Below are 25,294 nucleotides of genomic sequence, written 5' to 3'. Positions count from 1 at the left end.
CTATGACAGGTGAAGAGGGTGTGCGCCGGATTCCCGAGTCGCTGACGGAGGAGCAGGCCGGGCGGATGCTCGCGGAGATGAACGAGGTCATCCGCGCGGGCGAGGAGATGCGCAAGCTGCGCACCGAGATGATCAAGGTGTTCGCCGGCTTCGGCTGGACCCAGGACAAGATCGCCCAGCTCACCGACATGAGCCAGCCCGCCGTGTCCAAGCAGGTGGCGAAGTACAAGGCGGAGGAGCCGCTCCCGCCGATCGGGCTCTCCCTCGACCAGGGCGACGCGCCGTGGCTGGAAGGGCGCCTGTGGGGCCTGGCCGAGGAGATCGCCGCGGCCTGCCCGGACACCGCGCGCTGCGCCCGCCACGTCGATGCCGTCGCCCGGGGGAAGAAGCGCTTCACCCCCCGGGACGTGGACGAGCTGCGCCGCCTCGTCGAGGAGGACCTGAGGCTGCACCGGGAGGAGCTGCCCGGCGGCTACCGGGAGGCCTACGACGCGATCAGCCGCGGCCTCGACGTCCCCTCGGGGGCCACCACGGACGCCCCGGCCTCCGTACGCCGCACCCTCGCGCACCGCATCCAGCGCGACCGGCTCGGCGACGACGTCTGACGGTCCGGTCCGGTCCGGGGCAGCGCCGGCGCCGCCGTTCTGGCCGAACGGCCGATGCGGGCATCCGGGCGGATCCGGCAGCCTCGACGGGTCCCCCCGCTCCACCCCTCGAAGGAGGCGCCATGCTGCACGCCCTCTACCTCCTCGGCATCGCCGCCTTCGCCGCCTCCGGCGTCCTCGCCGCCCACCGCGCCAACATGGACCCCTTCGGCGGGCTCGTCCTGGCCTTCGCGGCCAGCATCTCCGGCGGGACCCTGCGCGACCTCATCCTCGACCGGCACCCGCTCTACTGGACGCACGACTGGCTCCTGCTCGTCCTCATCGGGTCCGTGGCCGTCGCCACCATGCTCTACCTGCGCCGCTGGGAGCTCCCGCAGCGTGCGCTCATGGTCGTCGACGCCGTGGGCCTCGCCGTGGTCACCGTGATCGGCGCCCGCGCCGCCATCGACGCGCACGTCACCCCCGTCGCCGTGCTCATCCTGGCCGTCCTGACGGGCGTCACCGGCGAGGTCGTCCGCGACGTGCTCTGCGGGGAGTTCCCGCCGCTGCTGTTGCGCGAAGAGGTGTACGCGACCGCCGCCCTCGCCGGGGCGCTCTCCTACCTCGGCCTCCACTGGGCCGGCGTCCAGGACACCGCCAACATCGTCGTGTCGGCCTCCTTGGTCTTCGCCCTGCGCATGACCGCGATCTTCCGCGATCTGCACCTGCCCAGGCTCCAGCGCACCGCGGCCTGACGTCCGAGGCCTGATCGCCTGATCGCCTGACCGCCTGACGTCTGACCGCCTGGCGACGTGCCGGAGGCGGGCTCTTCCGTCATTGTTCTCGGGAAGGGCGGTCACGACCGCCGGGAACCGCGCCCCGAGGAGTCCCACCGTGTCCGGACCGGAGACGATCCCTCACCTGCGCCTCGTCCCCGGGTGGATGCGCAAGCACACCCCGCTGCTGAGCCGGCTCCTGGAGCAGCTCGCGGCGGTCAGGGTGCTGGACTGCGCGACCAGGCTGGCGGCCCAGGCCTTCCTCGGCACGGTACCGGCCGTCTTCGTCATCGCGGCACTCGCACCCGACTGGCTCCAGCAACAGCTGGTCACGTCCATCCGTACGACACTGGGGCTCTCGGACGCCACGCTGGACCAGGTGCAGTCGGTCTACTCTGCCACCGATGTCGCGGCCGTCGCGAGCACCGGCGGGGTGGGAATCGTGGTGACGCTGCTGTCGGCGACCGCGTGCAGCCGGGCCCTTCAGAAGACGTGCGAGCGCTCCTGGCACCTGCCCAAGTCCAAGGCCCGGGTCGCCGCCTGGCGGTGGCTGGCCTGGCTCGTCGTCTGGCTCGTCGCCCTGCTGTTCCAGGGGCTGGTGCAGACGGCGTTCGGCACCAGCCGGATCACCGGTTTCACCCTCGCCGCGGTCAGCGGAACACTGCTGTGGTGGTGGACGCAGCACCTGCTGCTCGGCTCCCGGATCCCGTGGCTGCCGCTGCTGCCCGGTGCGCTGCTGGCGGGGTTCGGGGAGCAGGTCCTGACGGTGGCGTCGAGGGTCTACATGCCCCATGCCGTGGATCGCAGCCTGCAGCAGTTCGGCAGCCTCGGCTCGGTCTTCGTCCTGCTGTCCTGGCTCATCGCGTTCTTCATCGTGGTCACCCTCGCCATCGCCGTCGGGTACGTGGTGGCCCGCGAACCGCTCCCGGCGGCCTGGCTCCGTACGCCCGTGGACCCTGTGACGCCGTGACGCCGTGACGCCGCGCGGCTACGGCCGTCCGGCGCGGTCGGCTCGGTCGCCGTGGCGGCCAGCGGCCGCGAGCAGGGAGAGGACGGCGAGCACGGCCAGCAGGACGAGGACCAGCAGCAGGACGGTGAGCACCGTCGGGTGGTTCCACAGCGCGAACACGAGCGCGAGCACGAGGAGCACGCCGATGGTGAGCGGGCGCCGACGGTCCTGTACCCAGGTGCCGGCCCGTCCGGTGCGCACTCCGTGGGCGGCGCCCCACCCGGCGGCGGAGTCGGCCGCGCGCTCGGCTCGGCCGCGCACGCCGCGCGGGAGGCGGCCCGCGCCGGAGAGGTAGGCGCCGAGCGCCACGACGATCCCGAGGACGATCGCGGTGCGCAGGCCGGCGCGCAGGAACCGTACGAGCGTGTCGAAGACCGCCGAGGCCGCGGCCGGTGACTGGACCTGTTCCGGGAGGTGGTCGAGGTAGTACCGGCGGGCGACGGCCAGAGCGATGGCGACGAGCAGGCAGGCGCCGGCCGCGCACAGCACGGTGGTCACCAGGGCCCGGCGACGGCGCCGGGCGAGCAGTACTCCCACGGCACCGAGGACGACCGTGAGCACGGGCAGCCAGTTGCCGACGACGTCGAGCAGGTGGACCGCACCCCGGATCTTCCCCAGCTTCTCGGACTGGAAGAGCACCATCTGCTTGTCGACATCGGGGATCTTCTCGGCCGGGGACAGGCCGGCCTCCACGAGGTCCTGTTTGACCTTCTCGACGGCGGCGCCGACATCGAGGGTGACGGTGCCCCCCTCCACTCCCACCGCCCCGCGGCCCTCGCCGGTCAGCGCGTGCACCACCGCGCCGTGGGCGGCGCGGTTGGCGGTGGTCCACACGGTCTCGAACCGGTCGCTCTCGACGAACCGGGTCGCCACCTTGGATACGGCCGCGTCGGCGGCCGAGTCCAGCTGCGGCCCCAGCGCCTTGACCGCCGTCCCCACGCGGGGCGGCAGCCCCTGGGCTTCGAGCCACGTCGCCAGGTCGGCGGTGACCCGAGCACCGTCGACCCGGACGTCGGCGGCTTCGGTGATCCGGTGGACGGCCGCCGCCTCGATCGCCGGATCCGAGGCGAGGGGGGCGACCGTGGACACGTAGCGGCCGGTGTCCAGCACGATGTCGTGCACCCAGACGGTGAGCAGGGAGACCGGCACGAGGACGCACGTGAGCGTGATCAGCACCGCCGAGACCGAGCTCAGGACGATCCGCCCGGCGCGGGACCCACCCGACCGACCCGGTGCGGGCACTTCGTCGGGGAGATCGGACGGCACACTCATGGCACTCCCGGGGACCAGGCACGAGACGACGTGCGTGTGTCCCATGGGACACACGGGGCCGCCGGATCCGCGCGTCCGGCTGGGCTCACCGGGTGATCCGTGCCGCCGCCCGAGGCCGTCTCCTCCTACAAACACATGAAGCGGCGGGGGGCTCCCCGGTGACCTCGCCCGCCGCGCCGCGTTAGACCCGTAGCCATGGGCCACCGAGCGAGGGAGACCGTATGTACGCAGCACCCGCCGCACCACTCACCCGCCGCGCGGTCCTCCGTACGGCCTTCACCGCGGCCGTGTTCGCCGGCACCGCGGCGGCGCTGGCCCCCGTACTGCGCGCCCGCCGTCCCCGGCAGACGCTCACACCGGCCCCGCTGACCCCGGCGGTCGAGGAGACGTACCGCGGCCGGCACATCGCCGTCGACCCGGCGTGGACCTCCGTCCGCATCGACGGCCGCGCCCTGCACGTCATGCGCCGCTCCGACGGCACGTACCTGAGCGGGATCAACCACTTCCAGTCCTACGCGACCCCGCTGGAGCTCGCCCGCGCGGCCGTCGACGAACTGGGCACCACCCAGCTGGCGTTCGCCGCCGCGCACCACGGGCGACAGGAGTAGCGGGGCGTGTACACCCGGCAGAACCAGAAGAACCTGACCAGCGCGCAGAAGAAGCGGTTCACGGCGGCCGTGATCGAGCTCAAGCGCAACGGCACCTACGACGGGTTCGTCCGCACCCACGACAAGTACTTCGTCCCCGACCGGGACCGCAAACTGCGCGTCGGGCACATGTCGCCGTCCTTCTTCCCCTGGCACCGGCGCTACCTGCTGGAGTTCGAGCGCCAGCTGCAGACCGTCGACCCGGGCGTCACCATCCCGTACTGGGACTGGACCACCGACAACAGCCCGGCCTCCTCCCTGTGGGCGGAGGACTTCCTCGGCGGGACCGGCCGCGCGACCGACCGCCAGGTGATGACCGGCCCGTTCGCCTACGCCAAGGGCAACTGGACGGTCACGGTCGGCATCACCGAGGCCGCCTTCCTGACCCGCAACCTGGGCCGCCCGCAGAACCCGATCAGCCTGCCGACCCCGGCCGAGCTCCAATGGGCGATCGACGACCCGCTGTACGACAGCTCGCCCTGGGACTCGACGGCCGGGCGCGGCGGCTTCCGCAACAAACTGGAGGGCTGGGCCGCCCCGAAGAGCGAGAAGTGGCGCAACCACAACAAGGTGCACCAGTGGATCGGCGGCCACATGACCGGCGGCACGGCCCCCAACGACCCGGCCTTCTGGCTGCACCACGCCTTCGTGGACCTGCTCTGGGACCGGTGGCAGCAGCGGCACCCGGCCTCCGGCTACCTGCCCGCCGCCCCGCTCGCACCCGGTGACCTCCAGCGCGGCCGGGTGATCGCCCTCGACGACCCGATGCCGCCGTGGGACGTCACCCCGCGCGAGATGCTCGGCCACCAGGGGCTCTACCGCTACGAGTGACACCCGGCCGGGAACACGAGGAAGGGCCCCCGCCGTTCGGCGGGGGCCCTTCGGGGTCACCAGGCGATTCAGCCGCCGTAGTTGCCCTCGGTGTGGTGGCCGCCGTCGTGGCCCGACGCGTTGATGCAGGTGTTGCCGAACGCCGGGTTCAGCAGGCCGATCACGTTGACGGTGTTGCCGCAGACGTTGAGCGGGACGTGCACCGGAACCTGGAGCAGGTTGCCCGACAGGACACCGGGGGAGCCGACGGCCGCACCGGACGCTCCGGCATCGGCAGCCGCCAGACCCGCACCGGCGGCCAGGGCGCTACCGGCGGCAGCGGTGATGACGAATGCCTTCGCGATACGCGACATCAAGATCTCCTAGAAAGGAATGGGGGTGCCGCAGAGAACCGAAGCTGCGGCGTTTGACATGGCATACAACGCGGGGAGCGCCCAAGGGTCACGGCCGCTGGGCCGCCGGTGATCGCGGACCGCCCGATCGCGGACCACCCGGAGGTTCCGGAACGCCCGGAGGTTTCGGACGCCCGGAGTTTCGGACCACCCGCCGGTTCCGGACTACGAGGGGGCCGAGAAGCGGGCGGAGGAGAAGTACCGGGGCACCGGCTTGACCGCGCCCGGCGCCAGCACCTCCACCGGTGTGCCCACGCAGCCCGGCTCCCGGTACAGGGCCACCGAGCTCCCGGTCTTGTTGGTCACCGCCCGCCCGCCGCCGCCCAGGGCCTCCACGCAGCCCTTGGGGGAGTCGATGCCGTGCGGGCGGTCGTCCGTACCGAGGTACTGGAAGGCGGGCCCGACGGCCGTCGGGGTCCCGAGGGCGGCGGTCGGGCCGTCGGCCGCGTACGCGTCGGCGCCGGCCACCGCTCCGGCCGCCGTCGCGGCCGTGGCCGCGAGGAGCAGGAGGGGGACCGATCCGGTGCGGACGAGGCTCCGCATGGTGTGGGGGAGAGACAGTGGTCGCATGCCCCGCCCAACCCGGCGCGCCCGGGGCCGGGTTACGCCTTGTCACCCCGCGCATGCCTGTGCGACCGTGCGACCGGCGCGGTGCGGATCACTCGGTCCAGTAGCCCTGGCGCGTGCCGGGCGTCGCGAGGCAGGTGGGACTTGCGGACACTAGGAGCCCCGGCAGCAGGAGCGCCGGCCCCAGGAGCCCCCAGGAGGACGTGATGGCCGCAGCGGCGAGCGAGACCCCGGACCGGGACCTTCCCCGCTCCCGTCCCCGGGTCCGGACCGCCCACGGCGAGGTCGAGGGCAGGACCGGGCCGGGCGGCATCGCCGTCTTCCGGGGCATCCCCTACGCCGCCCCGCCCGTCGGAGCCCGCCGGTTCGCCGCGCCGGAGCCGCCCGAGGCCTGGGACGGGGTGCGCGACGCCGGCGCGTACGGCCCCACCGCGCCCAAGGTGCCCTACCCCGAGGCGTTCGCCGCGCTGCTCCCGGACCCCGAGGTCCCCGGGGAGGACTGCCTGAACCTCAATGTGTGGACCCCCGAGCCGGCGCCCGGAGCCCGGCTGCCGGTCATGGTGTGGATCCACGGCGGCGCCCTCACCTGTGGCTCCTCGGCCGTCCCCGTCTACGACGGCTCCGCCTTCGCCCGTGATGGCGTGGTGCTCGTCTCCGTCAACTACCGCCTGGGCGTCCTCGGCTACGGCCTCTTCCCCGACGCACCCGCCAACCGCGGGCTGCTCGACCAGATCGCCGCCCTGGCCTGGGTACGGGACAACATCGCGGCCTTCGGCGGCGACCCCGGCCGGGTCACCGTCTTCGGCGAGTCCGCCGGGGCCATCAGCATCGGCGCCCTGCTCGCCGCACCCCGTGCGGCGGGCCTCTTCCGGCAGGCCGTCCTGCAGAGCGGAGCCCCCGAGGTGCTGGCGCGGGACCGGGTGCGCACCATGGTCCGGCGGATGGCCGCACTGCTCAGGATCCCCGCCACCGCCGAGGCCTTCACCGGGGCCGCCCTGCCCGATCTGCTCGCCGCCCAGGCGGCCGTACTGCGCCGCTCCTCCCCGCTGCTCGGCGGCCCCGCCTTCGGCCTGGTCGCGGACCCCGGGACGCTGCGGCCCGATCCGCTCGGAGCGGCGGCCGCGCGGGGCGACGTACCGCTGCTCCTGGGCTGGACCGCCGAGGAGTACCGGCTCTGGCTGGCCCCGACCGGCGCGATGCGGCTGCTGGACCGGCTGGGACCGCTGTCCGTGGCCCTGGGCCGGATCCGGTCCGGCAAGGACCGGGCCGCCGTACGGGCCCTGCGCGCCGAGCGGCCCGGCGCGGGACCGGCCGACCTCCTCGGCCACCTGCTCACCGACCGGCTGCTGCGCGATCCGCTGCGGGCGCTGGCGGGCGCCGCCGGGCGGAGCGCGCCGAGCTTCGTGTACGAGTTCGCCTGGCCTTCCGGCGTACCGGGCCTCGGGTCCTGCCACGCCCTGGAACTGGGCTTCGTCTTCGACACCCTGGAGGTGCCCGAGGCCTCCTGGCTGGCCGGGCCGGACGCCCCGCGGGAGCTCGCCGGGGAGATGCACGCGGCCTGGGTGCGCTTCGCCGTCGACGGGGATCCCGGCTGGTCGCCCTGGAACGGCGACGGCCCGCCGAAGGTGTTCGGCGGGCCGGGGCACGAGGAGCCGGGGCGCGAGGGGCAGAAGCCCGAGGAGCCCGTCCAGGTCGGCGGGGCGACCTGAGGGGTGACTACTCGACGGGGCCTTCCATGACCTTGCTGATGAACTGGATGGGCCCCTCGCCCATGTTGGGCACGTAGGTCTTGGCGTTGTGCTGGCCGCCCTGGATGATCTTCAGGTCGGTGTGGATCGGCCCCTTGCCGTAGGTGGCGACGAACTTCTTCACGTTCGGCAGGGTGTTCTTGTTGTTCTCGTTGGTGCCGACCTGGAAGGCGAGGTAGACGTCCGGGCTGCCCTTCTTGGCGATCAGCGCTTTGGCGAGCAGCTCGGGGTTGTTCTCCGCCTTCTCCTTGTCGTGACCCTTCCACAGGGGGGAGTCGGGCAGGATGTCCGGGCCGGAGCAGATCGCGGCCTTGAACTTCTCCGGGTACTTCAGCACGGCCTTGAGGCTGGCGAAGCCGCCGGTGGAGGAGCCCATGTAGGCCCACCCGTCACGGGACTTGACCGTGCGGAAGTTCTGCCGCATCAGGTCGGGGACGTCGTCGGTGAGCCAGGTGTCCATCTTGGGCTGGCCCGGGATGTCGGAGGCGTCCCAGTAGATGCCCTTGTCGTCCGGGCCCGGGTTCAGCACCGGCATGGCCAGGAGGAAGGGCTTGCTCTTCCCCGCGGCGTACCACTTGCTGATGCTGCTCTGGAGGCCCAGGTCGGTGCCCATCCAGTAGTTGTTCGGGTAACCGGCGCCGCCGGGCAGCGCGATCATGACCGGGAAGCCGCTCTTGGCGAACTTCGGGTCGCCGTACTCCTTGGGCGCCCACACCCAGACCTTGCCCTTGAACCCGGACTTCTTGCCGGTGATCGTGGTGACGGCGACGTGCGTGCCGTCGGGCAGGGTCATCGCGTTCTTGAAGTCGGCCGCCGGTCCGGTGGGCATCGACATCTTCGAGTGCGGCGGGGGCGTGGGGAGCGCCGCTCCACCAGTGTCGCCCCCGGCGGAGCCGGACGGCGGGAGCTGCCCGAAGGAGACGGACTCGCCCTTGTCGGTGAAGGGCGGTATCTCGTAGTGGCTCATCACGAGCGAGGCGACGGCCGCCAGTGCGAGCACGGAGGCACCCGCGATCACCCACCGCCGGACCCGGGACGGCCGGCGCGGCTCCTCGGGCTGCCGCGGCTCCTCGGGCTGCGGAGGGCGGTACTGCTGCTGGTAGGGCTGCTGGTAAGGCCCTTCCGAGCGGTACGGCTGCTGGTAAGGCCCTTCCGAACGGTACGGCTGCTGCTGTCCGTCGGGTGCGTGCGACATGTGCGGTTGCTCTCCGGCTGGTGCTGCCCCGTGGGGGCGGGGTTGGGACTGCTTTCGATCGAAAGATGAGCGTACGTGCTCAAGGGTTCCCGATTTTTACGTCTCTTGGTGTTCCGGAGGGGAGCACGTTGCCCGGCGCGCGATGGGTCCGCGGAGTTCCCGATCTGTTCGCCGACTATCCCTGGCCTGTGCACATGCCGCTCGGTACGGTACCTCCGCGCAGCCCCCAGACCCCCCACCCGGAGGTACATTCCGTGTCCGGCATGTCCCGTTTACGGTTCCGCCGCAAGACGGCCCTCGCCACCGCCCTGGGCGTCACCGCCGCCGGCGCCGCCCTGTGGGCGGGCATCGGCGCCGCCCAGCCCGCCCACGCGGCCGGTCTGCCCACACCCGACCACATAGTCGTCGTGGTCTTCGAGAACCACGCCTACAGCCAGGTCATCGGCAGCTCCAGCGCCCCGTACATCAACTCCCTCAAGGCCGGGGGAGCCAACCTCAGCGCCTCGTACGGGATCACGCACCCGAGCCAGCCCAACTACCTCCAGCTCTTCTCGGGCTCGAACCAGGGCGTGACCGGCGACAGCTGCTACACGCCAGGCTTCAGCTCCGCGCCCAACCTGGCCTCCGAGCTGATCGCCGCGGGCAAGACCTGGGGCAGCTACAACGAGGGTCTGCCCAGCGCGGGTTCCACCACCTGCTCCAGCGGCAAGTACGCGCGCAAGCACAACCCCTGGTTCGCGTTCTCCAACGTGCCCACCGGCACCGCCAAGACGATGACCCAGTTCCCCACGGACTTCACCACCCTGCCCCGGGTGTCCTTCGTCGTCCCGGACCTCTGCAACGACATGCACGACTGCTCCGTCGGCACCGGAGACACCTGGCTCAAGAACAAGGTCAAGGCCTACGCGGACTGGGCCAAGACCCACAACAGCCTGCTCGTCGTCACCTTCGACGAGGACAACCGGCTGGCCGGCAACAAGATCCCGACCGTGTTCTACGGCCAGTCCGTGACCCCCGGCTCCAGCACCTCCACCACCTACAACCACTACGACGTGCTGCGCACGCTGGAAGGCCTGGCCGGCCTCACCACCCACGCCGGGAACGCGGCCACCGCCAAGGACATCACGGGGATCTGGACGTCCTGACGTCCTCAGGTCGTGACGTCGTGACGTCGTGACGTCGTGACGTGGTGACGTCGTGACGTGGTGACGTCCTGACGTCGTCACGTCCTGACCGCGCGGCAACCGCCGCCGCGCCGATCCCCCGTCCCCCGCCGTCTCCGAAAGGGCCCCCACCCATGCCCCTCCAGCGCCGGATCCTGATCCTGGTCTCCGCCGTCGTCCTGCTCGCCGCCGTCGGTGCGCTCGCCGTCGTACGGGCCTCCGCGCGGGCCGGGGAGAAGGACCGGGTCCAGACCGGCGGGCCGGCGATCACCCGCGGCGAGGTGTCCCTCGCCGCGGGTGGCGCAGGCCGCCGGATCGTCTTCCGGAACATGGCCTGGGGGCCGCACCGCGACGAGCTCGCCACCGCGGCGGCCGGCGCACCCGAAGGTCCGCGTACCGCCTCCGGGGTGAGCTGCCTGCGCCTCCACGCGGCGGCAGGCACCGGGATCTGCCTCCAGGCCGACAAGGCCGGGGTGCAGGACGGCTACAAGGCGGTGGTCCTCGACTCCCGGCTCGAGGAGGTCGCCTCCCGCCCGCTGGCCGGCATCCCGACCCGGGCCCGGGTCTCGCCCGGCGGCCACCTGGTCGCCTGGACCGTGTTCGTGGGAGGGGATTCCTACGCCGGCACGAACTTCTCGACCCGGACCTCCCTGCTGGACCTGCGCAGCGGGACGTACGACGCCTCGCTGGAGGACTTCACCATTCACAAGGACGGCAAGACGTACCGCAACGCGGACGTCAACTTCTGGGGCGTCACCTTCGCCGCCGACGAGCGGACCTTCTACGCGACGCTCGCCACCAGCGGCCGGACCCACCTGGTCCGCGGCGACCTCGCGGCGCGCACGGTGACCACGCTGCGCGAGAACCTGGAATGCCCGTCCCTGTCGCCCGACGGGACCCGGCTGGTGTTCAAGAAGCGGGTGCCCGGCCTGTCGCCGGACGCTCCGTGGCGGCTGTACGTCCTCGACCTCGCCACGATGGCCGAGGCACCGCTCGCCGAGGAGCGCAGCGTCGACGACCAGGTGGTGTGGGCCGACGACAAGACGGTCGTCTACTCGCTGCCCGGGGACTTCGGCGCCGACCTGTACTCCCTGCCCGCCGACGGCGGCGGGGCCCCGGCCCGGCTGATGACCTCGGCCCTCGCCCCCGCCTTCCTCGGCTGACACCGGGAAGAGGGGGCGGGGCAGGGGCGCTCGGATTCTCGGGGAAGGCCCGAGAAGGAGCGTTACGCCGGGATGAGGGTCTTGCGGCGCCGCTTGCGCTGCGCCGCGGCCGACATCCGCAGCTCGATGACCGACCGCACGGTCGGCCACTCCTCGTCGAGGATCGAGTAGAAGGCCGTACTGCGCACGGCACCGTCCAGACCCCGCGAATGGGCCCTGCGGACCCCCTCGCTGGTGAACCCGAGCCGTTCCATCGCGGCGCGCGAGCGTCCGTTGCGGGCGTCCGCGCGGAGCGAGATCCGCCGGACCCCCCAGGTCTCGAAGGCATGGCGGAGCATGAGCAGCTTCGCCTCGGTGTTGATGCCGGTGCCCTGGGCCGCGGGGGACAGCCAGGTATTGCCGATCTCGGCGGCATCGGGGATCGCCGTCGCCGGATCGCCGAACGGGACTCCCGGCACGGCGGGCCACACCAGCGGCCCCTGCCAGTAGTCGAGTTCCAGGAACCGGGTCGAACCGACGACCCGGCCGTCGGCGGCTCTGACCACCACGAACGGGAGCGATCGACCCGCCGCCTGATCGGCGAGGGCACGGTCGATGTACTCGTGTGACGCCTGCAACCCGTGCGGTACGGGGGTGAAGGCGTAAGTCGTACGATCCTCGGCCCCGGCCAGGGCCAAGGCCTCGGTGTGGTGGGGGGCGAGGGGCTCAAGCCGCACGGAGCGGCCGGCGAGGAGTACGGGTACGGGCACGGAGCCTTCGGTCCTTCTAGGCGGTGGGGTGGTTGCACAGTCTGCGTCCCTGACGTCGCCCCCAGTGCAAAACACGGGTGAAAGGCAACGGGCTGTCAGGTGAACGCGAGTGGCTCAATGTAGCCCCTTAGAGTCCTTCCATGAACCCCCAAATTGGCAATGGCGTGACACTCTTTTTCGAGGACTTGGGTCCCCGCGACGGGACCCCCGTAATCCTGATCCACGGACATCCGTTCAACCACTCGATGTGGGCCCCCCAGACGGCCGCACTGACCACGGCCGGTTACCGCGTGATTACCCCTGACCTGCGGGGATACGGGGAAAGCCCGGTGCTCCCGGGCAAGACGCTGCTCGCGGACTTCGCCGACGATCTGGTGACTCTCCTCGACCATCTGGACGTCGAACAAGCGGTCGTCGGCGGTGTGTCCATGGGCGGCCAGATCGCCATGGAGATGCGGCTCGGCCACCCGGGTCGCGTGCGGGCCCTCGTCCTCTCCGACACCTCCGCCCCGCCGGAAACGGAAGACGGCAAAATCTTCCGACTCGGACTCGCCGAGAGGCTCCTCGCGGAGGGAATGAAGCCCTATACCGACGAGGTCATCGACAAGATGCTCGCCCCGTACAACGTGACCGGATTGCCGGAGGCCGCGGCCCGGGTCGCCGCGATGATGTACGCCACCGACCCCGAGGGCGCGGCCGCCGCCCTGCGCGGGCGGGCCGAGCGGCCCGACTACGCCCCGGTGCTCGCGGGGCTGCCGGCCGAGGTGCCCTGCCTGATCGTGGTCGGCCGGGACGACGTCTACACCCCGGTGGCCGAGGCCGAGTCCCTGCACGCGCTGGTCCCGCACTCGGTGCTCGCCGTGGTGGAGCGGGCCGGGCACCTGCCGGGCGTGGAACAGCCGGAGGCCTTCAACCGGGCGCTGCTGGAGTTCCTCGCGGGGATCTGACCGGCACGCGCGGGCCGGGAGCGGACCCGCGGCACCACCGGGCCCCGGACGGGGGCGGACGACCGCCCCGGGCCGGGGCTTTCGGCTGCCCCGACGGGTGTCGAACGGGGCTCCCGGGGGGGTGCCGAAGGGGGCTCCCGGTGGGTGACGAACGGGGCTACCGCGTGCCGGCCGGACGGTGTCAGTCTGTCTGCAGGGTGGTGCGCAGCCGGTAGCGGTCCCCGCTGTACTCCACCGTGGACAGCAGCAGCGGCCGCTGGTCCTTGGTGTACACCGTCTGGTCGAGTACGAGTACGGGCGCGCCCTCGGCGATGCCCAGGTGGTCGGCGAGTTCCCCGTCGGCGTTGCGCGCCTCGATGGTGGCCTCGGCGCGGTCGGGTTCGACGCCCCAGCGGCGCAGTTCCTCGAAGAGGGAGGTCTCGCGGAAGTCGGCGCGGGCGAGGTCGGGCGCGAGTTCGGCGACGACCAGGGTCCGGTCGACGGCGATCCGGACGTCGTTGAGCAGCCGGACCCGCTCCAGGCGCAGGAGCGGGGTGCCGGCGGGCACGTCGAGTCGGTCGGCGTCGTCCAGGGACGCGGTGACGGTGTCGTGGCGCAGGACCACCGAGCTGGCGCGCATGTGCTTGCGCCGCGCGGTGGCGGTGAAGGACTCCAGGTCCTTGGGCCACTCGCGGGCGGGTGTGGGGGCCACCGGCGCCGCGACGAACCAGCCGCGCCCGTGGGACGCGGTGACCAGGCCCTGTTCGACGAGCCGGGCGAGCGCGCGGCGCAAGGTGACGCGCGAGACGTCCAGCCGGGTGCACAGCTCGCGCTCGGGCGGCAGCTTGCTGCCCTCGGACAGCCCGCGGCGGGCGATCTCCTCGCGGATGCGGTCCGCGGCCTGGGCCCACAGGGGGTCCGCGGCGCGGGAGTTCGCCGCGATCGAGGAGGAAGCGTCGGCGATGGCAGCGTCGTCGGTCATGGGGCAAACCATACCACTTACTACCACTTTGATTCGGCTTCAGTCCCTGCTGATCCGGGACCTACGACCTCATCTTGATATTTTCTTAAAGACCACAAGAGACCACCGTTGACCAATCCAAAACCACTGGTTACCTTCGAGTCGTCCCCACCACCCCGCTCGACGAGGAGCACCAGATGAGTACGGCCACAGTCCCGGCCACCGCGCCGGCAGCCGGAAAGAAGCCGGGCCGGGTCATGCCGGTCCTGCAGCGCATCGGCCGCAGCCTCATGCTGCCCGTGGCCACGCTGCCGGCCGCGGCCCTGCTGACCCGGCTCGGCGGCGCCGACCTGCTGGGCCGGGAGAACTTCCCCGTGCTCATCCAGAAGCTCGCCATGGTCCTGGCGGCGGCCGGCGACACCGTCTTCGCCAACCTGCCCCTGCTCTTCGCGGTCGGCGTGGCCATCGGCTTCGCCAAGAAGTCGGACGGCTCCACCGCACTCGCCGCCGTGGTCGGCTACCTGGTCTTCAAGGCGGTACTCGCCAGCCCCGCCTTCCCCAAGGGCGTGGACGGCGAGCCGCTCGACGCCAAGGTCCTCGGCGGCATCGTGATGGGCATCGTCGCGGCCCTCCTCTACCAGCGCTTCAGCCGGACCAAGCTGCCCGAGTGGCTCGGCTTCTTCGGCGGCCGCCGCCTCGTCCCCATCCTGAGCGCCTTCGCGGGTGTCGGCATGGGAGTGGTATTCGGAGTGGTCTGGCCGACCGTCGGCGGCTGGTTCTTCCACTTCGGTGAGTGGCTGGTCGGCACCGGCGCCTGGGGCGCGGGCCTCTTCGGCCTCGTCGTCCGGGCCCTCATCCCGATCGGCATGCACCACTTCTTCTCGGTCTTCCCCTGGTTCGAGGCGGGCTCCTTCGTCAACCCGACCACCGGCACCGAGGTGCACGGGGACATCGCCCGCTTCCTCGCCGGCGACCCGACCGCGGGCCAGTTCATGACCGGCGGCTTCCCGATCTACATGTTCGCGCTCCCGGCGGCCGCCATGGCCATCGCGCACACCGCCCGCCCCGAGAACCGGACCATGGTCAAGGGCATGATGATCTCGGTCGCCCTGACCTCCTTCGTCACCGGCGTGACCGAGCCCATCGAATTCGCCTTCATGTTCGTGGCTCCCCTCCTCTACGCGATCCACGCCTTCCTCTTCGGCGTCTCGATGGCCGTCTGCTACGCCCTCGGCATCCGCGACGGCTTCGGCTTCTCCTCCGGCGCCATTGACTACATCGTGAACTACGGCATCGCCACCAAGCCCTGGATGCTCATCCCGATCGGCCTGGCCTTCGCCGCCATCTACTACGTGCTCTTCCGCTGGGCGATCGTGAAGTTCGACCTTCCCACCCCGGGCCGCGAACGCGACGAGGAAGGCAATCCGCTCACCAAGGCCGACGCCTCCTGAGCAGGGCCCACTTCCTGAGCAGGGCCCACGCCTCTGAGCAAGGCCCGCACCTCCTGAGCAAGGCCCACGCCTCCTGAGCCGGGGCCGGCCGTTCCCCCCGGCCGGCCGGCCGGCCGACCGGCCCCGCTCCGCCCGACCGCCCCGCCCGATCGCCCGCCCCCGCCCGCCCGAACCGGCGGGGGCCCGCGACCCGCACACTCCGCTAAGGACCCCCCACCATGTCCGGATCCCGCATCACGTTCCTCGAAGGCCAGGCCGACCAGGGCGCAGCCCTCGCCCGGATCGCCGACCGCGTCCGTACCCAGCTCGCCTCCCCGGAGCTCGCCGGGCTGCGCGCCGCCGAGCGCCCCCTGTTCACCGGCATCGGAGCCTCGTACGCCGCCCTCGCCGTCCCCGTCCAGCAGCTCCGCGAAGCAGGGATCGTCACCCAGCGCGTGCTGTCCAGCGAGATCGAGACCGGCACCGCCGGCTTCGACACCGACTGCCTGATCGCCGTCTCCCAGGGCGGCCGCAGCTCCGAGACCATCGCCGCCTTCGAGTGCGCCGCCCCGGGCATCACGAAGACCGCGCTGCTCAACGTGGTCCCCTCGCCGCTCGGCGACCTCGCGGACCTCACCGTGGACCTCGGCAACGAGCCCGACTCGTACGCCTCGACCATCGGCTACACCGGCACCATCGTCGCCCTCGACCTGATCGCCGGGGCCGTCGCGGGCCGCGCGGGCGACCCGTGGGGCGAGATCGCCGAGCAGACCACTGCGATCCACTCGCAGGCCACCGAGGTGGTGGCGGGCCTGCGGGAGCGCGGCGCCCGCTGCATCGCCTCCGACGGCGTGGCGGCCGGGGCCTCCCGGGCCTCCGCCGAGGAGGGCTCGCTGCTGCTGCGCGAGGTGGTGCGGATGACCGCGGCGCACTCGGCGACCCGCAACTACCTGCACGGCGAGATGGAGTCGGCGGGCAATACCCTCCACCTCGTCTACGGTGACGGCCGCGAGATCGAGCTGGCCCGCTCGCTGGCGGGCGCCGGCCACCTCACGCTGCTGATGACCACGGCCGAGGTGGAGCCCGCGGACAGCCTGTCGGTCGTCCGCCTCCCCGAGGTCCCGGACGCGGTCCGGGTGGTCCTGGAGACGGTGGTCCTCCAGGAGCTGGTGGCCCAGCTCAGCGCCGAGCGGGACGTCCCGATCGAGTCCTTCGTCTTCGCCAACGACGACACCAAGCAGGGCGGCCTCGACATGTCCGACTTCGAGGTCGCGGCCTTCACCCAGGCCTGAGCCCCGGCAAGCCGACCCCACGGCCCGCGGATCCTCCGGATCCCGCGGGCCGTGGCATGTGCGCACCGCCGCCCCCGCAGGACCCCACCGCTCCCCGGCCCGGGACGCGCGCGGGCGGCCTGGGATCATGCACGGATGGATCCCTTGTCGACCGACCTCGCCCGCCTCGCCGCCACCGGCAGGTTCGGCGACTTCTTCGTCGGTGCCCGGCTGCCCGATCTCATCGCGGCGAAGGGGGAGCCCGAGTGGTCGGGGCGGATCCAGGCCGATCAGCGCTGGCCCCACTGGTTCGGCTACGGCGGTCTGGAGATCGTCTTCTGCCGGTGCCGGCTGCTGGACCGGATGTTCGTACCCGTCTGGCGCGACGGGCTGGAGATCCCGGGGACCGGCCGCGCACCGGGATACGGCGTGACCGCGCCGGTCACCGAATCGCGGTTCACCGCCGCCCTCACGGCCGCCGGAATCACCTGGCGCACGCAGTGGTCGCCCACACTGCCGGACCAGCGCACCCTCCTGACCGACCCGGCTCCCGGCATCGTCGCCGAGTTCGTCTTCCTCGCGCCCGACGACGAGGATCCGGCCACGGCGGACTGGCCCATGGAGAAGGCGGGCACGTACGGACTGCACCACCGCTCCTGTCCGGAGCCGGACCCGAGCCTGCCCGACGACGGCTACGGAGCCTGAGGTGGACGGCGTACTGCGGGAGCTGCGCTCCGTCGGCCCCTTCTTCACCGTGGCGTACGGGAAGGAACCGCCCGGGCCCGGTTTCCGGCCCCTCGACGAGCTGTACGGGGACCAGCTGGAGGCCTACGTCGGCGAGGTCGGGCGGCGGATCGGGACCGGACCCGGCCGGGTGGCGGCTTCGACCGCGCAGTTCGGGATCGTCCCGCGGCTCTGGTCGCTCGCCCTCGGCTGCGCCGTGCTGTCGGGGCGGGTGCCGGACCTCGGGCCCGGCGGCCTGTGGTGGCGGCTGCCCGGCGCGGGGTCGCTGGAGCTGTGGCTGCCCGAGCCCGCCGAGTTCCCCGGGGAAACCCCGGAGCGGGCCCTCGCGGACTCCGTGCTCGGCAACCTCGCGGTGCTCGACACGGCGCTGCGCGAGCGGTTCGGCGTCTCGCCGCAGGTGCTGCGCGGCAATGCCGCCTCCGGGCTGGTCGGCGCCGTCCGGGTGCTCACGGACCGGGTGCCGGGGGAGACGGCCGCGCTGCTGGCCGCCGGGCTGCTCGCCGACGGGGGTCCGCTCGGAGGGACCGGCACCTTCGTCCACGAACCCGGCCTCGGGGTGGCGTTCGTGCGCCGCAGCTGCTGCCTCTATTACAAGGTGCCCGGCGGCGGACTGTGCGGGGACTGCGTCCTGCGGACCACGTAGGCCGCCGACGGGCCCAAGGGGCCACCGGGGTGCGGCGTACCGCTCCCCGATGGCCCCCGTGGCGCCACTGATCGGAAGGCCGGAGGGCCCGAGGATCAGAAGGTCAGGTTCCAGGCGTCGATCTTGCCGGTGTCCGAGTTGGCGTTGTCGTTCACACGGAGGGTCCAGACGCCGTTCGCGACCTCGGAGGAGGCGTTGACCGTGAAGGTCTGGATGATGTTGTCCGTGCTGCCGCCGGCCCGGTTGCTGAGGACGTAGACGGAACCGTCCGGAGCCACGAGGTCGACCTTGAGGTCACCGATGTAGGTGTGCTTGATGTCCACGCCCACCTTGAGGGTGGCCGGCGCGTTGCCGGTCACCCCGCTGACGGTGATGGCGCTGTTCACGGTCGCGTTGTCGGTGATCGCGACGTCGTTAAGGTTCTCGAAGTACTTGCCGGGAGGCGGGGTCGAGCCGCCGACCGCCTTCAGCGCGTCGACCTGGCCCTCGCCGAAGAACCCGTTGTTGGCCGTGGTGCCCTTGCAGCGCGTGTCCGACGGGCAGGCGGTGTCGTTGGCCTGGGTGGCCAGCGCGGTGCGGATCTGCGCCGGGGTGAAGGTCGGGTTGGCACTGGCGATGAGCGCCGCGACGCCCACGACGTGCGGGGTGGCCATCGAGGTGCCGCTCTTGGTGCTGTAACCGCCGCCCGGAGCGGTGGAGTAGACGTTGCTGCCCGGCGCCGCGACGTCGATGACGCCCTGGCCGAAGTTGGAGAACGAGGCCTTGGTGGTCCCGGTGCCGTTGGCCGCGACCGTGACCACGCCCGGAAGCTCGGTCGGGATGTCGAGGCAGGCGTTGGTGATGGTCCGGGTGGTCGGCGTCGAGTCGTTGGGGCTCGCCGAGTCGGTGGTCTTGTTGGCGAGGTCGTAGTTCTCGTTGCCCGCCGCGGCGACCTGGAGCGAGCCCTTGCTCTCCGCGTACTCCTGGGCGCGCTTGACGCCCTCGATGATCGCGGCCTGGTCGATGTTGTCCGGGCAGTTGAACTGCCACGGGTCCGTGTAATAGCTGTTGTTGGTGACCTTGAAACCGTGGTCGCCGGACCACACGAAGGCGCAGATGGTGTTCTCTGCGAAGAACAAGGAGGTGCCCGGCTCGGCCACGCGGACCGAGGAAATCTTCACGCCCGGGGCCACGCCGACGACGCCCTTGCCGTTCTTCGCGGCGGCCACGGAGCCGGCCACGTGCGTGCCGTGGGTGTCCACGTCGCGCCAGGCGCCGGCCCGGGTGTCGGCCTTGCCGTAGGCGCAGGAGGCCGAGTCCGCGGCGTTGAAGTTCGGCGCCAGGTCCTGGTGCTGGTCGTCGACGCCGGTGTCCAGGATGCCGACCTTGACGGAGGCCGAGCCGGTGGTCACGGCCCAGGCCTGGTCGGCCTTGATCTGGCTCATGTCGGCCCGTACGGGCTCGCCCGCGGGGGTCGTCGACTGGGACGGGTTGGCGGGCAGCGCCGGGTTGTAGGCGTCGGCCGGTACGTCCGAGGTGCGCGTCGCGCCGACCTTCTGGACCCCGCTGACCCCGCGCATGGTGGCGGCGAAGGTCGAGGAGGTCGAGTGGGCGACGATCACGCCGATCTGGTCGTAGTACGAGAAGACCGTGCCGCCGTTCGCCGTGACGGCCGAACGGACCGCGGAGCTGTCACCCGCGGCGGTGATCACCACGTAGGCGCGGGTGCCGGCAGCCCAGGTCGCACTCTGGGAAGTCGGCGCCGGGGCCTGAGCCTTGGCGGGGGCGGAGGTGCCGGGGATGCCCGCCGGGGAGACGGGCGCCGTGCCGGCGATCGCGGCCGGGGCCCCGAAGGCCAGGGCGGCCAGGGCGGCCGCCAGTACGAGGGTGCGTCGAGGTCGGCTGGATATGTGGGGTATCAATGCGTCCTCCGAAGACGGCCCGGCGGTGCGGGTGGCACCTACCGGGCCGTACGAAACGAGTGGTGGACGCAAGATGTCAGAAGCGTGCCCCGATATGGAAGTACCTTTTACAGCTAGACGGTTGATGCGATCTTGGCTGAAAAAAGACTCCCGCCCGAGGTGTCGGGACCGGCCGGGCTGGGCACCGTGGGGGCGAGCCCTGTCCGGCCGGTCCGCCGGACGTTCCCGTCAGACGGGGACGCCGTCCTTGGCGACGCCCGGCTGGGCGGGCAGGTCCGCGGCCTGCTCGTGCCCGTCGTCGGTGAGCGTGCTCTCGTCGAACGGCAGGCGTCCCGCGAGGACTTCGGTGGCCCGGGCCCGGTCGAACTCCTTCGTCCAGGTGCCGATCAGCACGGTCGCGATCGCGTTGCCGGCGAAGTTCGTCAGCGCCCTGGCCTCGCTCATGAACCGGTCGATGCCCACGATCAGGCCGACGCCGTCGACGAGTTCAGGCCGGTGCGACTGCAGTCCTCCGGCGAGCGTGGCCAGTCCCGCGCCCGTGACCCCGGCAGCACCCTTCGAGGCCACGATCATGAACAGCAGCAGGGAGATCTGCTCGCCCAGCGCCAGCGGCTTGCCCATCGCCTCCGCGACGAAGAGCGAGGACATCGTCAGATAGATCGCGGTCCCGTCCAGGTTGAAGGAGTAGCCCGTCGGGACCGTGATGCCGACGACCGGCCGCGAGACGCCCACGTGCTCCATCTTCGCGATCAGCCGGGGCAGCGCCGATTCCGAGGAGGAGGTGGACAGGATCAGCAGGAACTCCCGGCCCAGGTAGCGCAGCAGGGAGAAGACGCTGATCCCCGTACACAGGCGCAGCAGCGTGCCCAGGACCACGAAGACGAACAGCAGGCAGGTCGTGTAGAACCCGATCATGATGACCGCGAGGGAGGTGAGGGCGTCCATCCCGGTCGCCCCGACCACCGCCGCGATCGCGCCGAAGGCGCCCACCGGCGCCGCCCACATGATCATGGCGAGCACGCGGAACACCAGCTTCTGCACGTGCCCGATCCCGCGCAGCACCGGCTCGCCCGCCGTGCCCATGGCCTGGAGCGCGAACCCGCAGAGCAGTGCCACCAGCAGCGTCTGGAGCACCTCGCCCCCGGTGAAGGCGGACACCAGCGTGGTCGGGATGATCCCCAGCAGGAACTCGACCGTGCTCTCCGCTCCGCCCGCCTTCGCCTGCGCCTCACCGGCGTGCCGGGCCGCCTCGGTCAGGTGCAGCCCGCTGCCGGGCTCCAGCAGGTTGCCCACGAGCAGCCCGATGGCCAGCGCCACCGTGGACATCACCATGAAGTAGCCGAGCGCCAGCCCGCCCACCGCGCCGACCTTGGCGGCCTTGCGCACCGAGCCGATGCCCAGCACGATCGTGCAGAAGATCACGGGCGAGATCATCATCTTGATGAGGTTGACGAACCCGGTGCCCAGCGGCTTGAGCTCCACGGCCGTGCCGGGTGCGGCGAAGCCGACGGCGATGCCGAGCAGCACCGCCCCGATCACCGCGATGTACAGATAATGCGTCTTGTCGCGTCTGGCGGCCACGATGCCTCCTGGTAGTGCCCTTCGCCTCCCTGATGGCGAAGGCGTCCCGGGAGGACCATCGCCCGCCCTGTGACCCCGGTCACCCTTGCGTTCATTGAGTTCACGCCCGGGTGCACACTGAGCGCCATGTTCCGCTTCCTCCGGCCGCCGCGCAGCCTCGCCGGCCAGCTCTTCGCCATGCAGGTGGTGCTGGTCGCCGCGGTCGTCGCCGGGTGCGCCGTCTTCGCCTACGCGACCGCCCGCGACCAGGCCGAGGAGGCCGCCCGGCGCCAGACCGGAGCGGTGGCCCGCGCGGTCGCGGACTCCCCGTCGGTCCGGGACGCGGCGCGGGGGAGCGGTCGCGAGGTCCTGCAGCCCTACGCGGAGCGGGTCCGCGTGGACGCGGGCGTGGACTTCGTGACGATCATGGCTCCGGACGGACGGCGCTGGACCCACCCCGACCCGATGCGCATCGGCGAACGCTTCCTCGGCAACACCGCCCCCGCCCTGCGGGGCGAGACCTTCAGCGAGACCTACACCGGCACCCTCGGCCCCTCCCTCCGCGTGGTCACCCCGATCACCGACGACGGCCGGGTCATCGGCATGGTCGCCGCCGGCATCACCGTCCGCGCGGTCAGCGCCCGCCTCGCCGCGCGGCTCTCCGCCCTCGCCTGGATGGCCGGCGGGGCCCTGGCCCTCGGCGGGGCGGGCACCTACGTCATCAACGCCCGGCTGCGCCGCCACACCCACGGGATGAACGCCGCCGAGCTGAGCCGGATGTACGACTACCACCAGGCGGCCCTGCACGGGGTCCGCGAAGGGCTGCTGATGCTCGACGGCCGCCGCCGGATCACCCTCGTCAACGACGCCGGCCGCGAACTCCTCGGCCTGCGCGGGGAGATCAAGGGGACCGGGGTCGCCGACCTCGGCCTGCCCGCCCCGCTCACCGGGGCCCTGCTCGCCGACCGGCCCCGGGTGGACGAGGTCCATCTGACGGCGGACCGGGTGCTCGTGCTCAACAGCGCGCCCGTCGCCGGCGGTGGCCGCCGCGGCACCGTGATCACCCTGCGCGACCACACCGAACTGCTGTCGCTGACCGGGGAACTGGACCAGGAACGCGGATTCACCCGGGCGCTGCGCGCGCAGGCCCACGAGGCGGCCAACCGGCTGCACACCGTGGTCTCGCTCATCGAACTCGGCCGCAGCCGCGAAGCGGTGGAGTTCGCCACCGCCGAACTGTCCCTCGCCCAGGCCCTGACCGACGAGGTGATCGCCGCCGTCGGCGAGCCCGTGCTCGTCGCCCTGCTGCTCGGCAAGGCCGCTCAGGCCCACGAGCGGGGGGTCGAGCTGGTCGTCACCCCGGACAGCGGAGCCATCGACGCCGGGCCCGGCGGCCCGCCCGCTCGGGACCTGGTCACCGTGCTGGGGAACCTCGTCGACAACGCCGTCGACGCTCTCACCGGCGTGCCCGGCGGCCGGATTTCCGTCACCATCGGCCCCGACGGCCCCACCGGCCCCCACGGGCGCGGGGTGCTGATCGGCGTGGCGGACAACGGTCCCGGACTTCCCGAGGGCGCCGACGTGTTCCGGCGCGGCTGGTCGGGCAAGGGTGAGGGGCGGGGCCTGGGCCTCGCGCTGGTGCGGCAGGTGGCCCACCGGCACGGCGGAAGTGCGGACGCCGAGCAACTGCCCGACGGGGGCGCGCGGTTCACCGTACGGCTGCCGGCGCGCAGGGAGCCGCGCGGGGAAGGGGAGGCATGAGCACGCCCGAGGTGCGGGTCCTCGTCGTCGAGGACGATCCGGTGGCCGCCGACGCGCACGCGCTGTACGTCGGGCGGGTGCCCGGCTTCACCGCCGTCGCGGTCGTGCACTCCCTCGCCGAGGCCACCCGCGTCCTGGACCGGACCCGGATCGACCTGCTGCTGCTCGACCTGACCCTGCCCGACGGGCACGGGCTGCGCTTCGCGCGCGGCCTGCGCGCCGCCGGGCACCCGGCGGACGTGATCGTGGTGACCTCGGCGCGGGACCTGGGGGTCGTCCGCGAGAGCGTCTCGCTCGGGGTGGTGCAGTACGTACTGAAGCCCTTCGCCTTCCCCACCCTGCGCGAACGGCTCCTGCGCTATGCGGAGTTCCGCGCGACCGCGGCGGGCGAGGCGGCCGGCCAGGACGATGTGGACCGCGCGATGGCGGCCCTGCGCTCACCCCGGCCGGCCGAACTGCCCAAGGGGATCGGCGGCCCGACCCTGGAGCGGGTCGCCGCGCTGCTGCGGGCGGCCCCCGAGGGGCTGACCGCGGGCGGGACGGCCGAGGCGGCCGGGATCTCCCGGATCACCGCCCGCCGGTACCTGGAGCACCTGGTGGACACCGGCCGCGCGGACCGCACCCCCCGGTACGGCCAGGTCGGCCGCCCCGAACTGCACTACCGCTGGCTGGCTGCGGCCCCGGCGGCCGCCGCCGCCGGCTCGGTGTCGAAGGTGTAGAACTTCCGGTGGTCCAGCATGTCGGCCGGGGTCACGTCGTTCCACGGCCGCATGGTGTCGTTCAGGTCCACGACGTTCGGGGTGCCCGCGGCCGGCAGGTAGGCCGACTGCGGGTGCAGTGCCTGCCAGTCGGCCCACAGCTTGTCGATGAAGGCGTGGTGCATCCAGAACACCGGGTCGTTGGGGGAGACCCCGGTGGCCATCTGGCCGCCCACCCACACGTGCACCCGGTTGTGCAGGTTGGCCCCGCGCCAGCCCTCCAGGTTGTTGCGGAAGCCGCCGGAGGAACTGTTCCACGGGGCCGCGTCGTACACCGGCATCGCGAGGACGGAGTCCACCTCGGCCCTGGTCGGCAGTTGGGCCACGCCGGTGCCGAGTGCGCGGCGCAGGTACGAGCGCCCGTCCACCCGTACGGCTATCTCCCACTTGCCCGCCGCGTACGCGAACGGTCCGTCGAGCACCTGCCCGTCCCGGGCCCGTCCGGTGCCGCCGAGGAAGTCGGCGGCCCAGAGGGAGGAGCGGGCGGTCCGGTCGGCCGTCCAGTCCCAGTAGGGCAGGGCCACCGACGGATCCACCGCCTGCAGCGCGGCCTCGAACTCCAGCAGAAACCGGCGGTGCCAGGGCAGGAAGGAGGGGGAGCGGTGGCCGACCCGGTCACCGGAGTCGGTGTCGCTCATGATGAAGCCGTTGTGCGTGGTGACGAAGCGGTCGTAGCGGCCGGTGCGCTTCAGTTCGAGGAGCGCCGCGACGAACGCCCGCTTCTCCTCGGGGGTGAGCGTGGCCTGGTTCTTGCGGATCGTCATCACATGCCGCCCATCGGGACGAGGGTGGCGCCCTGGAGCTCGCGCACGGCGGCGCGGGCGAGCGGGAGCGGGCCGGAGAAGGTCTCGTAGTGGTTGACCACGCTGATCCAGCTGCCGTCGGCGTTCCGCATCACGTGCAGTTCGCGGCCGTCTATGAGGACGGTCGGCTGGCCGGGGGACTGGTGGCCGCCGTGGTGGCCACCGTGGCCGTCCCCGCCGCCCGAGGTGGGGACGATCCGTATGCGGCGGCCCTGGTAGACCTCGTCGATGGTGCCCGCGGGGCTTGCGGGGCCGGCGGTACGGGATCCGGTGACGGCTGCGTGCGCGGTGGCGCCGGCGAGGCCGAGGGCGGTGAGTGCGCCGGCGGTGGCGCTTAAGGCCTGTCGGCGGGTGATCTTGTTCATGGCCTGAAGAGGTATCAGGGCGCGGAGAACGGAGGGCTGTTATCCAGACATGCGCGGATAAGTTGCCGGTCGAAC

At 72.2% G+C, this 25,294-nt stretch carries 25 protein-coding genes; 15 read left to right on the top strand and 10 right to left on the bottom strand.

Annotated features, from left to right (window positions below):
• Positions 1 to 2 precede the first annotated feature (2 nt).
• The 3 genes from OG435_RS37415 (at position 3) to OG435_RS37405 (ending at position 2,330) form a co-directional block, all read left to right on the top strand.
• Positions 3 to 605, top strand: coding sequence for a sigma-70 family RNA polymerase sigma factor (locus tag OG435_RS37415; protein WP_266883982.1), 603 nt, complete (start codon positions 3 to 5; stop codon positions 603 to 605).
• Positions 606 to 727: 122 nt separating this feature from the next.
• Positions 728 to 1,339: a trimeric intracellular cation channel family protein gene (locus OG435_RS37410; protein WP_266883980.1), complete on the top strand. Its 612-nt coding sequence runs from the start codon at positions 728 to 730 to the stop codon at positions 1,337 to 1,339.
• A gap of 139 nt (positions 1,340 to 1,478) precedes the next feature.
• Positions 1,479 to 2,330, top strand: coding sequence for a YhjD/YihY/BrkB family envelope integrity protein (locus OG435_RS37405; protein ID WP_266883978.1), 852 nt, complete (start codon positions 1,479 to 1,481; stop codon positions 2,328 to 2,330).
• 18 nt (positions 2,331 to 2,348) lie between these two features.
• On the opposite strand, the gene OG435_RS37400 is transcribed toward OG435_RS37405, so the two are convergent.
• Complete coding sequence (locus OG435_RS37400; protein ID WP_266883976.1) at positions 2,349 to 3,641, bottom strand: hypothetical protein; 1,293 nt, start codon at positions 3,639 to 3,641, stop codon at positions 2,349 to 2,351.
• A gap of 221 nt (positions 3,642 to 3,862) precedes the next feature.
• On the opposite strand from OG435_RS37400, the gene OG435_RS37395 reads away from it, so the two are divergent.
• Both OG435_RS37395 and OG435_RS37390 read left to right on the top strand, forming a co-directional pair.
• On the top strand, positions 3,863 to 4,249 hold the full coding sequence (locus tag OG435_RS37395; RefSeq protein ID WP_266883974.1) for a tyrosinase family oxidase copper chaperone: 387 nt from the start codon (positions 3,863 to 3,865) through the stop codon (positions 4,247 to 4,249).
• A 6-nt stretch (positions 4,250 to 4,255) separates the two neighbouring features.
• Positions 4,256 to 5,119, top strand: coding sequence for a tyrosinase family protein (locus OG435_RS37390; protein ID WP_266883972.1), 864 nt, complete (start codon positions 4,256 to 4,258; stop codon positions 5,117 to 5,119).
• Positions 5,120 to 5,187: 68 nt separating this feature from the next.
• On the opposite strand, the gene OG435_RS37385 is transcribed toward OG435_RS37390, so the two are convergent.
• Both OG435_RS37385 and OG435_RS37380 read right to left on the bottom strand, forming a co-directional pair.
• Positions 5,188 to 5,472 carry a chaplin gene (locus tag OG435_RS37385; protein WP_266883970.1) on the bottom strand — a complete coding sequence of 95 codons (285 nt, stop codon included), beginning with the start codon at positions 5,470 to 5,472 and terminating at the stop codon, positions 5,188 to 5,190.
• A gap of 204 nt (positions 5,473 to 5,676) precedes the next feature.
• Positions 5,677 to 6,081: a hypothetical protein gene (locus OG435_RS37380; protein WP_266883968.1), complete on the bottom strand. Its 405-nt coding sequence runs from the start codon at positions 6,079 to 6,081 to the stop codon at positions 5,677 to 5,679.
• 203 nt (positions 6,082 to 6,284) lie between these two features.
• On the opposite strand from OG435_RS37380, the gene OG435_RS37375 reads away from it, so the two are divergent.
• Positions 6,285 to 7,787, top strand: a complete 1,503-nt coding sequence (locus tag OG435_RS37375) for a carboxylesterase/lipase family protein (protein WP_266883966.1) — start codon at positions 6,285 to 6,287, stop codon at positions 7,785 to 7,787.
• A 7-nt stretch (positions 7,788 to 7,794) separates the two neighbouring features.
• On the opposite strand, the gene OG435_RS37370 is transcribed toward OG435_RS37375, so the two are convergent.
• Positions 7,795 to 9,021, bottom strand: coding sequence for an alpha/beta hydrolase (locus OG435_RS37370; RefSeq protein ID WP_266883964.1), 1,227 nt, complete (start codon positions 9,019 to 9,021; stop codon positions 7,795 to 7,797).
• 263 nt (positions 9,022 to 9,284) lie between these two features.
• Between OG435_RS37370 and OG435_RS37365 the strand changes: the two genes are divergently transcribed.
• Positions 9,285 to 10,166, top strand: a complete 882-nt coding sequence (locus OG435_RS37365; RefSeq protein WP_430625811.1) for an alkaline phosphatase family protein — start codon at positions 9,285 to 9,287, stop codon at positions 10,164 to 10,166.
• 152 nt (positions 10,167 to 10,318) lie between these two features.
• A complete protein-coding gene (locus OG435_RS37360) occupies positions 10,319 to 11,347 on the top strand; it encodes a TolB family protein (RefSeq protein WP_266883960.1) in 1,029 nt (342 codons plus the stop codon).
• A gap of 62 nt (positions 11,348 to 11,409) precedes the next feature.
• On the opposite strand, the gene OG435_RS37355 is transcribed toward OG435_RS37360, so the two are convergent.
• Entirely contained in the window at positions 11,410 to 12,096 is a 687-nt protein-coding gene (locus tag OG435_RS37355) for a GNAT family N-acetyltransferase (RefSeq protein ID WP_266883958.1), read from the bottom strand.
• A gap of 140 nt (positions 12,097 to 12,236) precedes the next feature.
• On the opposite strand from OG435_RS37355, the gene OG435_RS37350 reads away from it, so the two are divergent.
• Entirely contained in the window at positions 12,237 to 13,043 is an 807-nt protein-coding gene (locus OG435_RS37350; RefSeq protein WP_266883956.1) for an alpha/beta fold hydrolase, read from the top strand.
• Positions 13,044 to 13,224: 181 nt separating this feature from the next.
• On the opposite strand, the gene OG435_RS37345 is transcribed toward OG435_RS37350, so the two are convergent.
• A complete protein-coding gene (locus tag OG435_RS37345; RefSeq protein ID WP_266883955.1) occupies positions 13,225 to 14,004 on the bottom strand; it encodes a GntR family transcriptional regulator in 780 nt (259 codons plus the stop codon).
• A gap of 176 nt (positions 14,005 to 14,180) precedes the next feature.
• On the opposite strand from OG435_RS37345, the gene OG435_RS37340 reads away from it, so the two are divergent.
• The 4 genes from OG435_RS37340 (at position 14,181) to OG435_RS37325 (ending at position 18,071) form a co-directional block, all read left to right on the top strand.
• Positions 14,181 to 15,434 (top strand): PTS transporter subunit EIIC, encoded by a 1,254-nt coding sequence (locus OG435_RS37340; protein ID WP_266883954.1) that lies wholly within the window; start codon positions 14,181 to 14,183, stop codon positions 15,432 to 15,434.
• A 218-nt stretch (positions 15,435 to 15,652) separates the two neighbouring features.
• On the top strand, positions 15,653 to 16,705 hold the full coding sequence (locus OG435_RS37335) for an SIS domain-containing protein (RefSeq protein ID WP_266883952.1): 1,053 nt from the start codon (positions 15,653 to 15,655) through the stop codon (positions 16,703 to 16,705).
• Positions 16,706 to 16,840: 135 nt separating this feature from the next.
• Positions 16,841 to 17,389 (top strand): hypothetical protein, encoded by a 549-nt coding sequence (locus tag OG435_RS37330; protein WP_266883950.1) that lies wholly within the window; start codon positions 16,841 to 16,843, stop codon positions 17,387 to 17,389.
• 1 nt (position 17,390) lies between these two features.
• Positions 17,391 to 18,071 carry a (2Fe-2S)-binding protein gene (locus tag OG435_RS37325; RefSeq protein ID WP_430625810.1) on the top strand — a complete coding sequence of 227 codons (681 nt, stop codon included), beginning with the start codon at positions 17,391 to 17,393 and terminating at the stop codon, positions 18,069 to 18,071.
• A 95-nt stretch (positions 18,072 to 18,166) separates the two neighbouring features.
• On the opposite strand, the gene OG435_RS37320 is transcribed toward OG435_RS37325, so the two are convergent.
• Entirely contained in the window at positions 18,167 to 19,972 is a 1,806-nt protein-coding gene (locus tag OG435_RS37320) for a S8 family serine peptidase (protein ID WP_266883948.1), read from the bottom strand.
• Positions 19,973 to 20,200: 228 nt separating this feature from the next.
• Complete coding sequence (locus OG435_RS37315; protein ID WP_266883946.1) at positions 20,201 to 21,553, bottom strand: cation:dicarboxylate symporter family transporter; 1,353 nt, start codon at positions 21,551 to 21,553, stop codon at positions 20,201 to 20,203.
• Positions 21,554 to 21,679: 126 nt separating this feature from the next.
• On the opposite strand from OG435_RS37315, the gene OG435_RS37310 reads away from it, so the two are divergent.
• The gene (locus tag OG435_RS37310) at positions 21,680 to 23,293 is read left to right on the top strand and encodes a sensor histidine kinase (protein ID WP_266883944.1); all 1,614 of its coding nucleotides are present in this window, start codon (positions 21,680 to 21,682) and stop codon (positions 23,291 to 23,293) included.
• The gene (locus tag OG435_RS37305; RefSeq protein WP_266883942.1) at positions 23,290 to 24,012 is read left to right on the top strand and encodes a response regulator; all 723 of its coding nucleotides are present in this window, start codon (positions 23,290 to 23,292) and stop codon (positions 24,010 to 24,012) included. Before OG435_RS37310 ends, OG435_RS37305 begins: the two co-directional genes overlap by 4 nt.
• Here OG435_RS37305 and melC2 read toward each other — a convergent pair.
• Both melC2 and melC1 read right to left on the bottom strand, forming a co-directional pair.
• Positions 23,952 to 24,815, bottom strand: a complete 864-nt coding sequence (gene melC2, locus OG435_RS37300; protein ID WP_266883940.1) for a tyrosinase MelC2 — start codon at positions 24,813 to 24,815, stop codon at positions 23,952 to 23,954. The two genes, OG435_RS37305 and melC2, sit on opposite strands and share 61 nt — an antisense overlap.
• A complete protein-coding gene (melC1, locus tag OG435_RS37295) occupies positions 24,815 to 25,219 on the bottom strand; it encodes an apotyrosinase chaperone MelC1 (RefSeq protein ID WP_266883938.1) in 405 nt (134 codons plus the stop codon). The genes melC2 and melC1 overlap by 1 nt, the downstream gene beginning before the upstream one ends.
• Positions 25,220 to 25,294: the final 75 nt, after the last annotated feature.

Origin of the sequence: Streptomyces sp. NBC_01264 (genome assembly GCF_026340675.1) — a bacterium.
Lineage (GTDB): Bacteria > Actinomycetota > Actinomycetes > Streptomycetales > Streptomycetaceae > Streptomyces.
The sequence above is the reverse complement of the archived record's forward strand: the minus strand, read 5'-3'. Positions and strand labels throughout refer to the sequence as shown.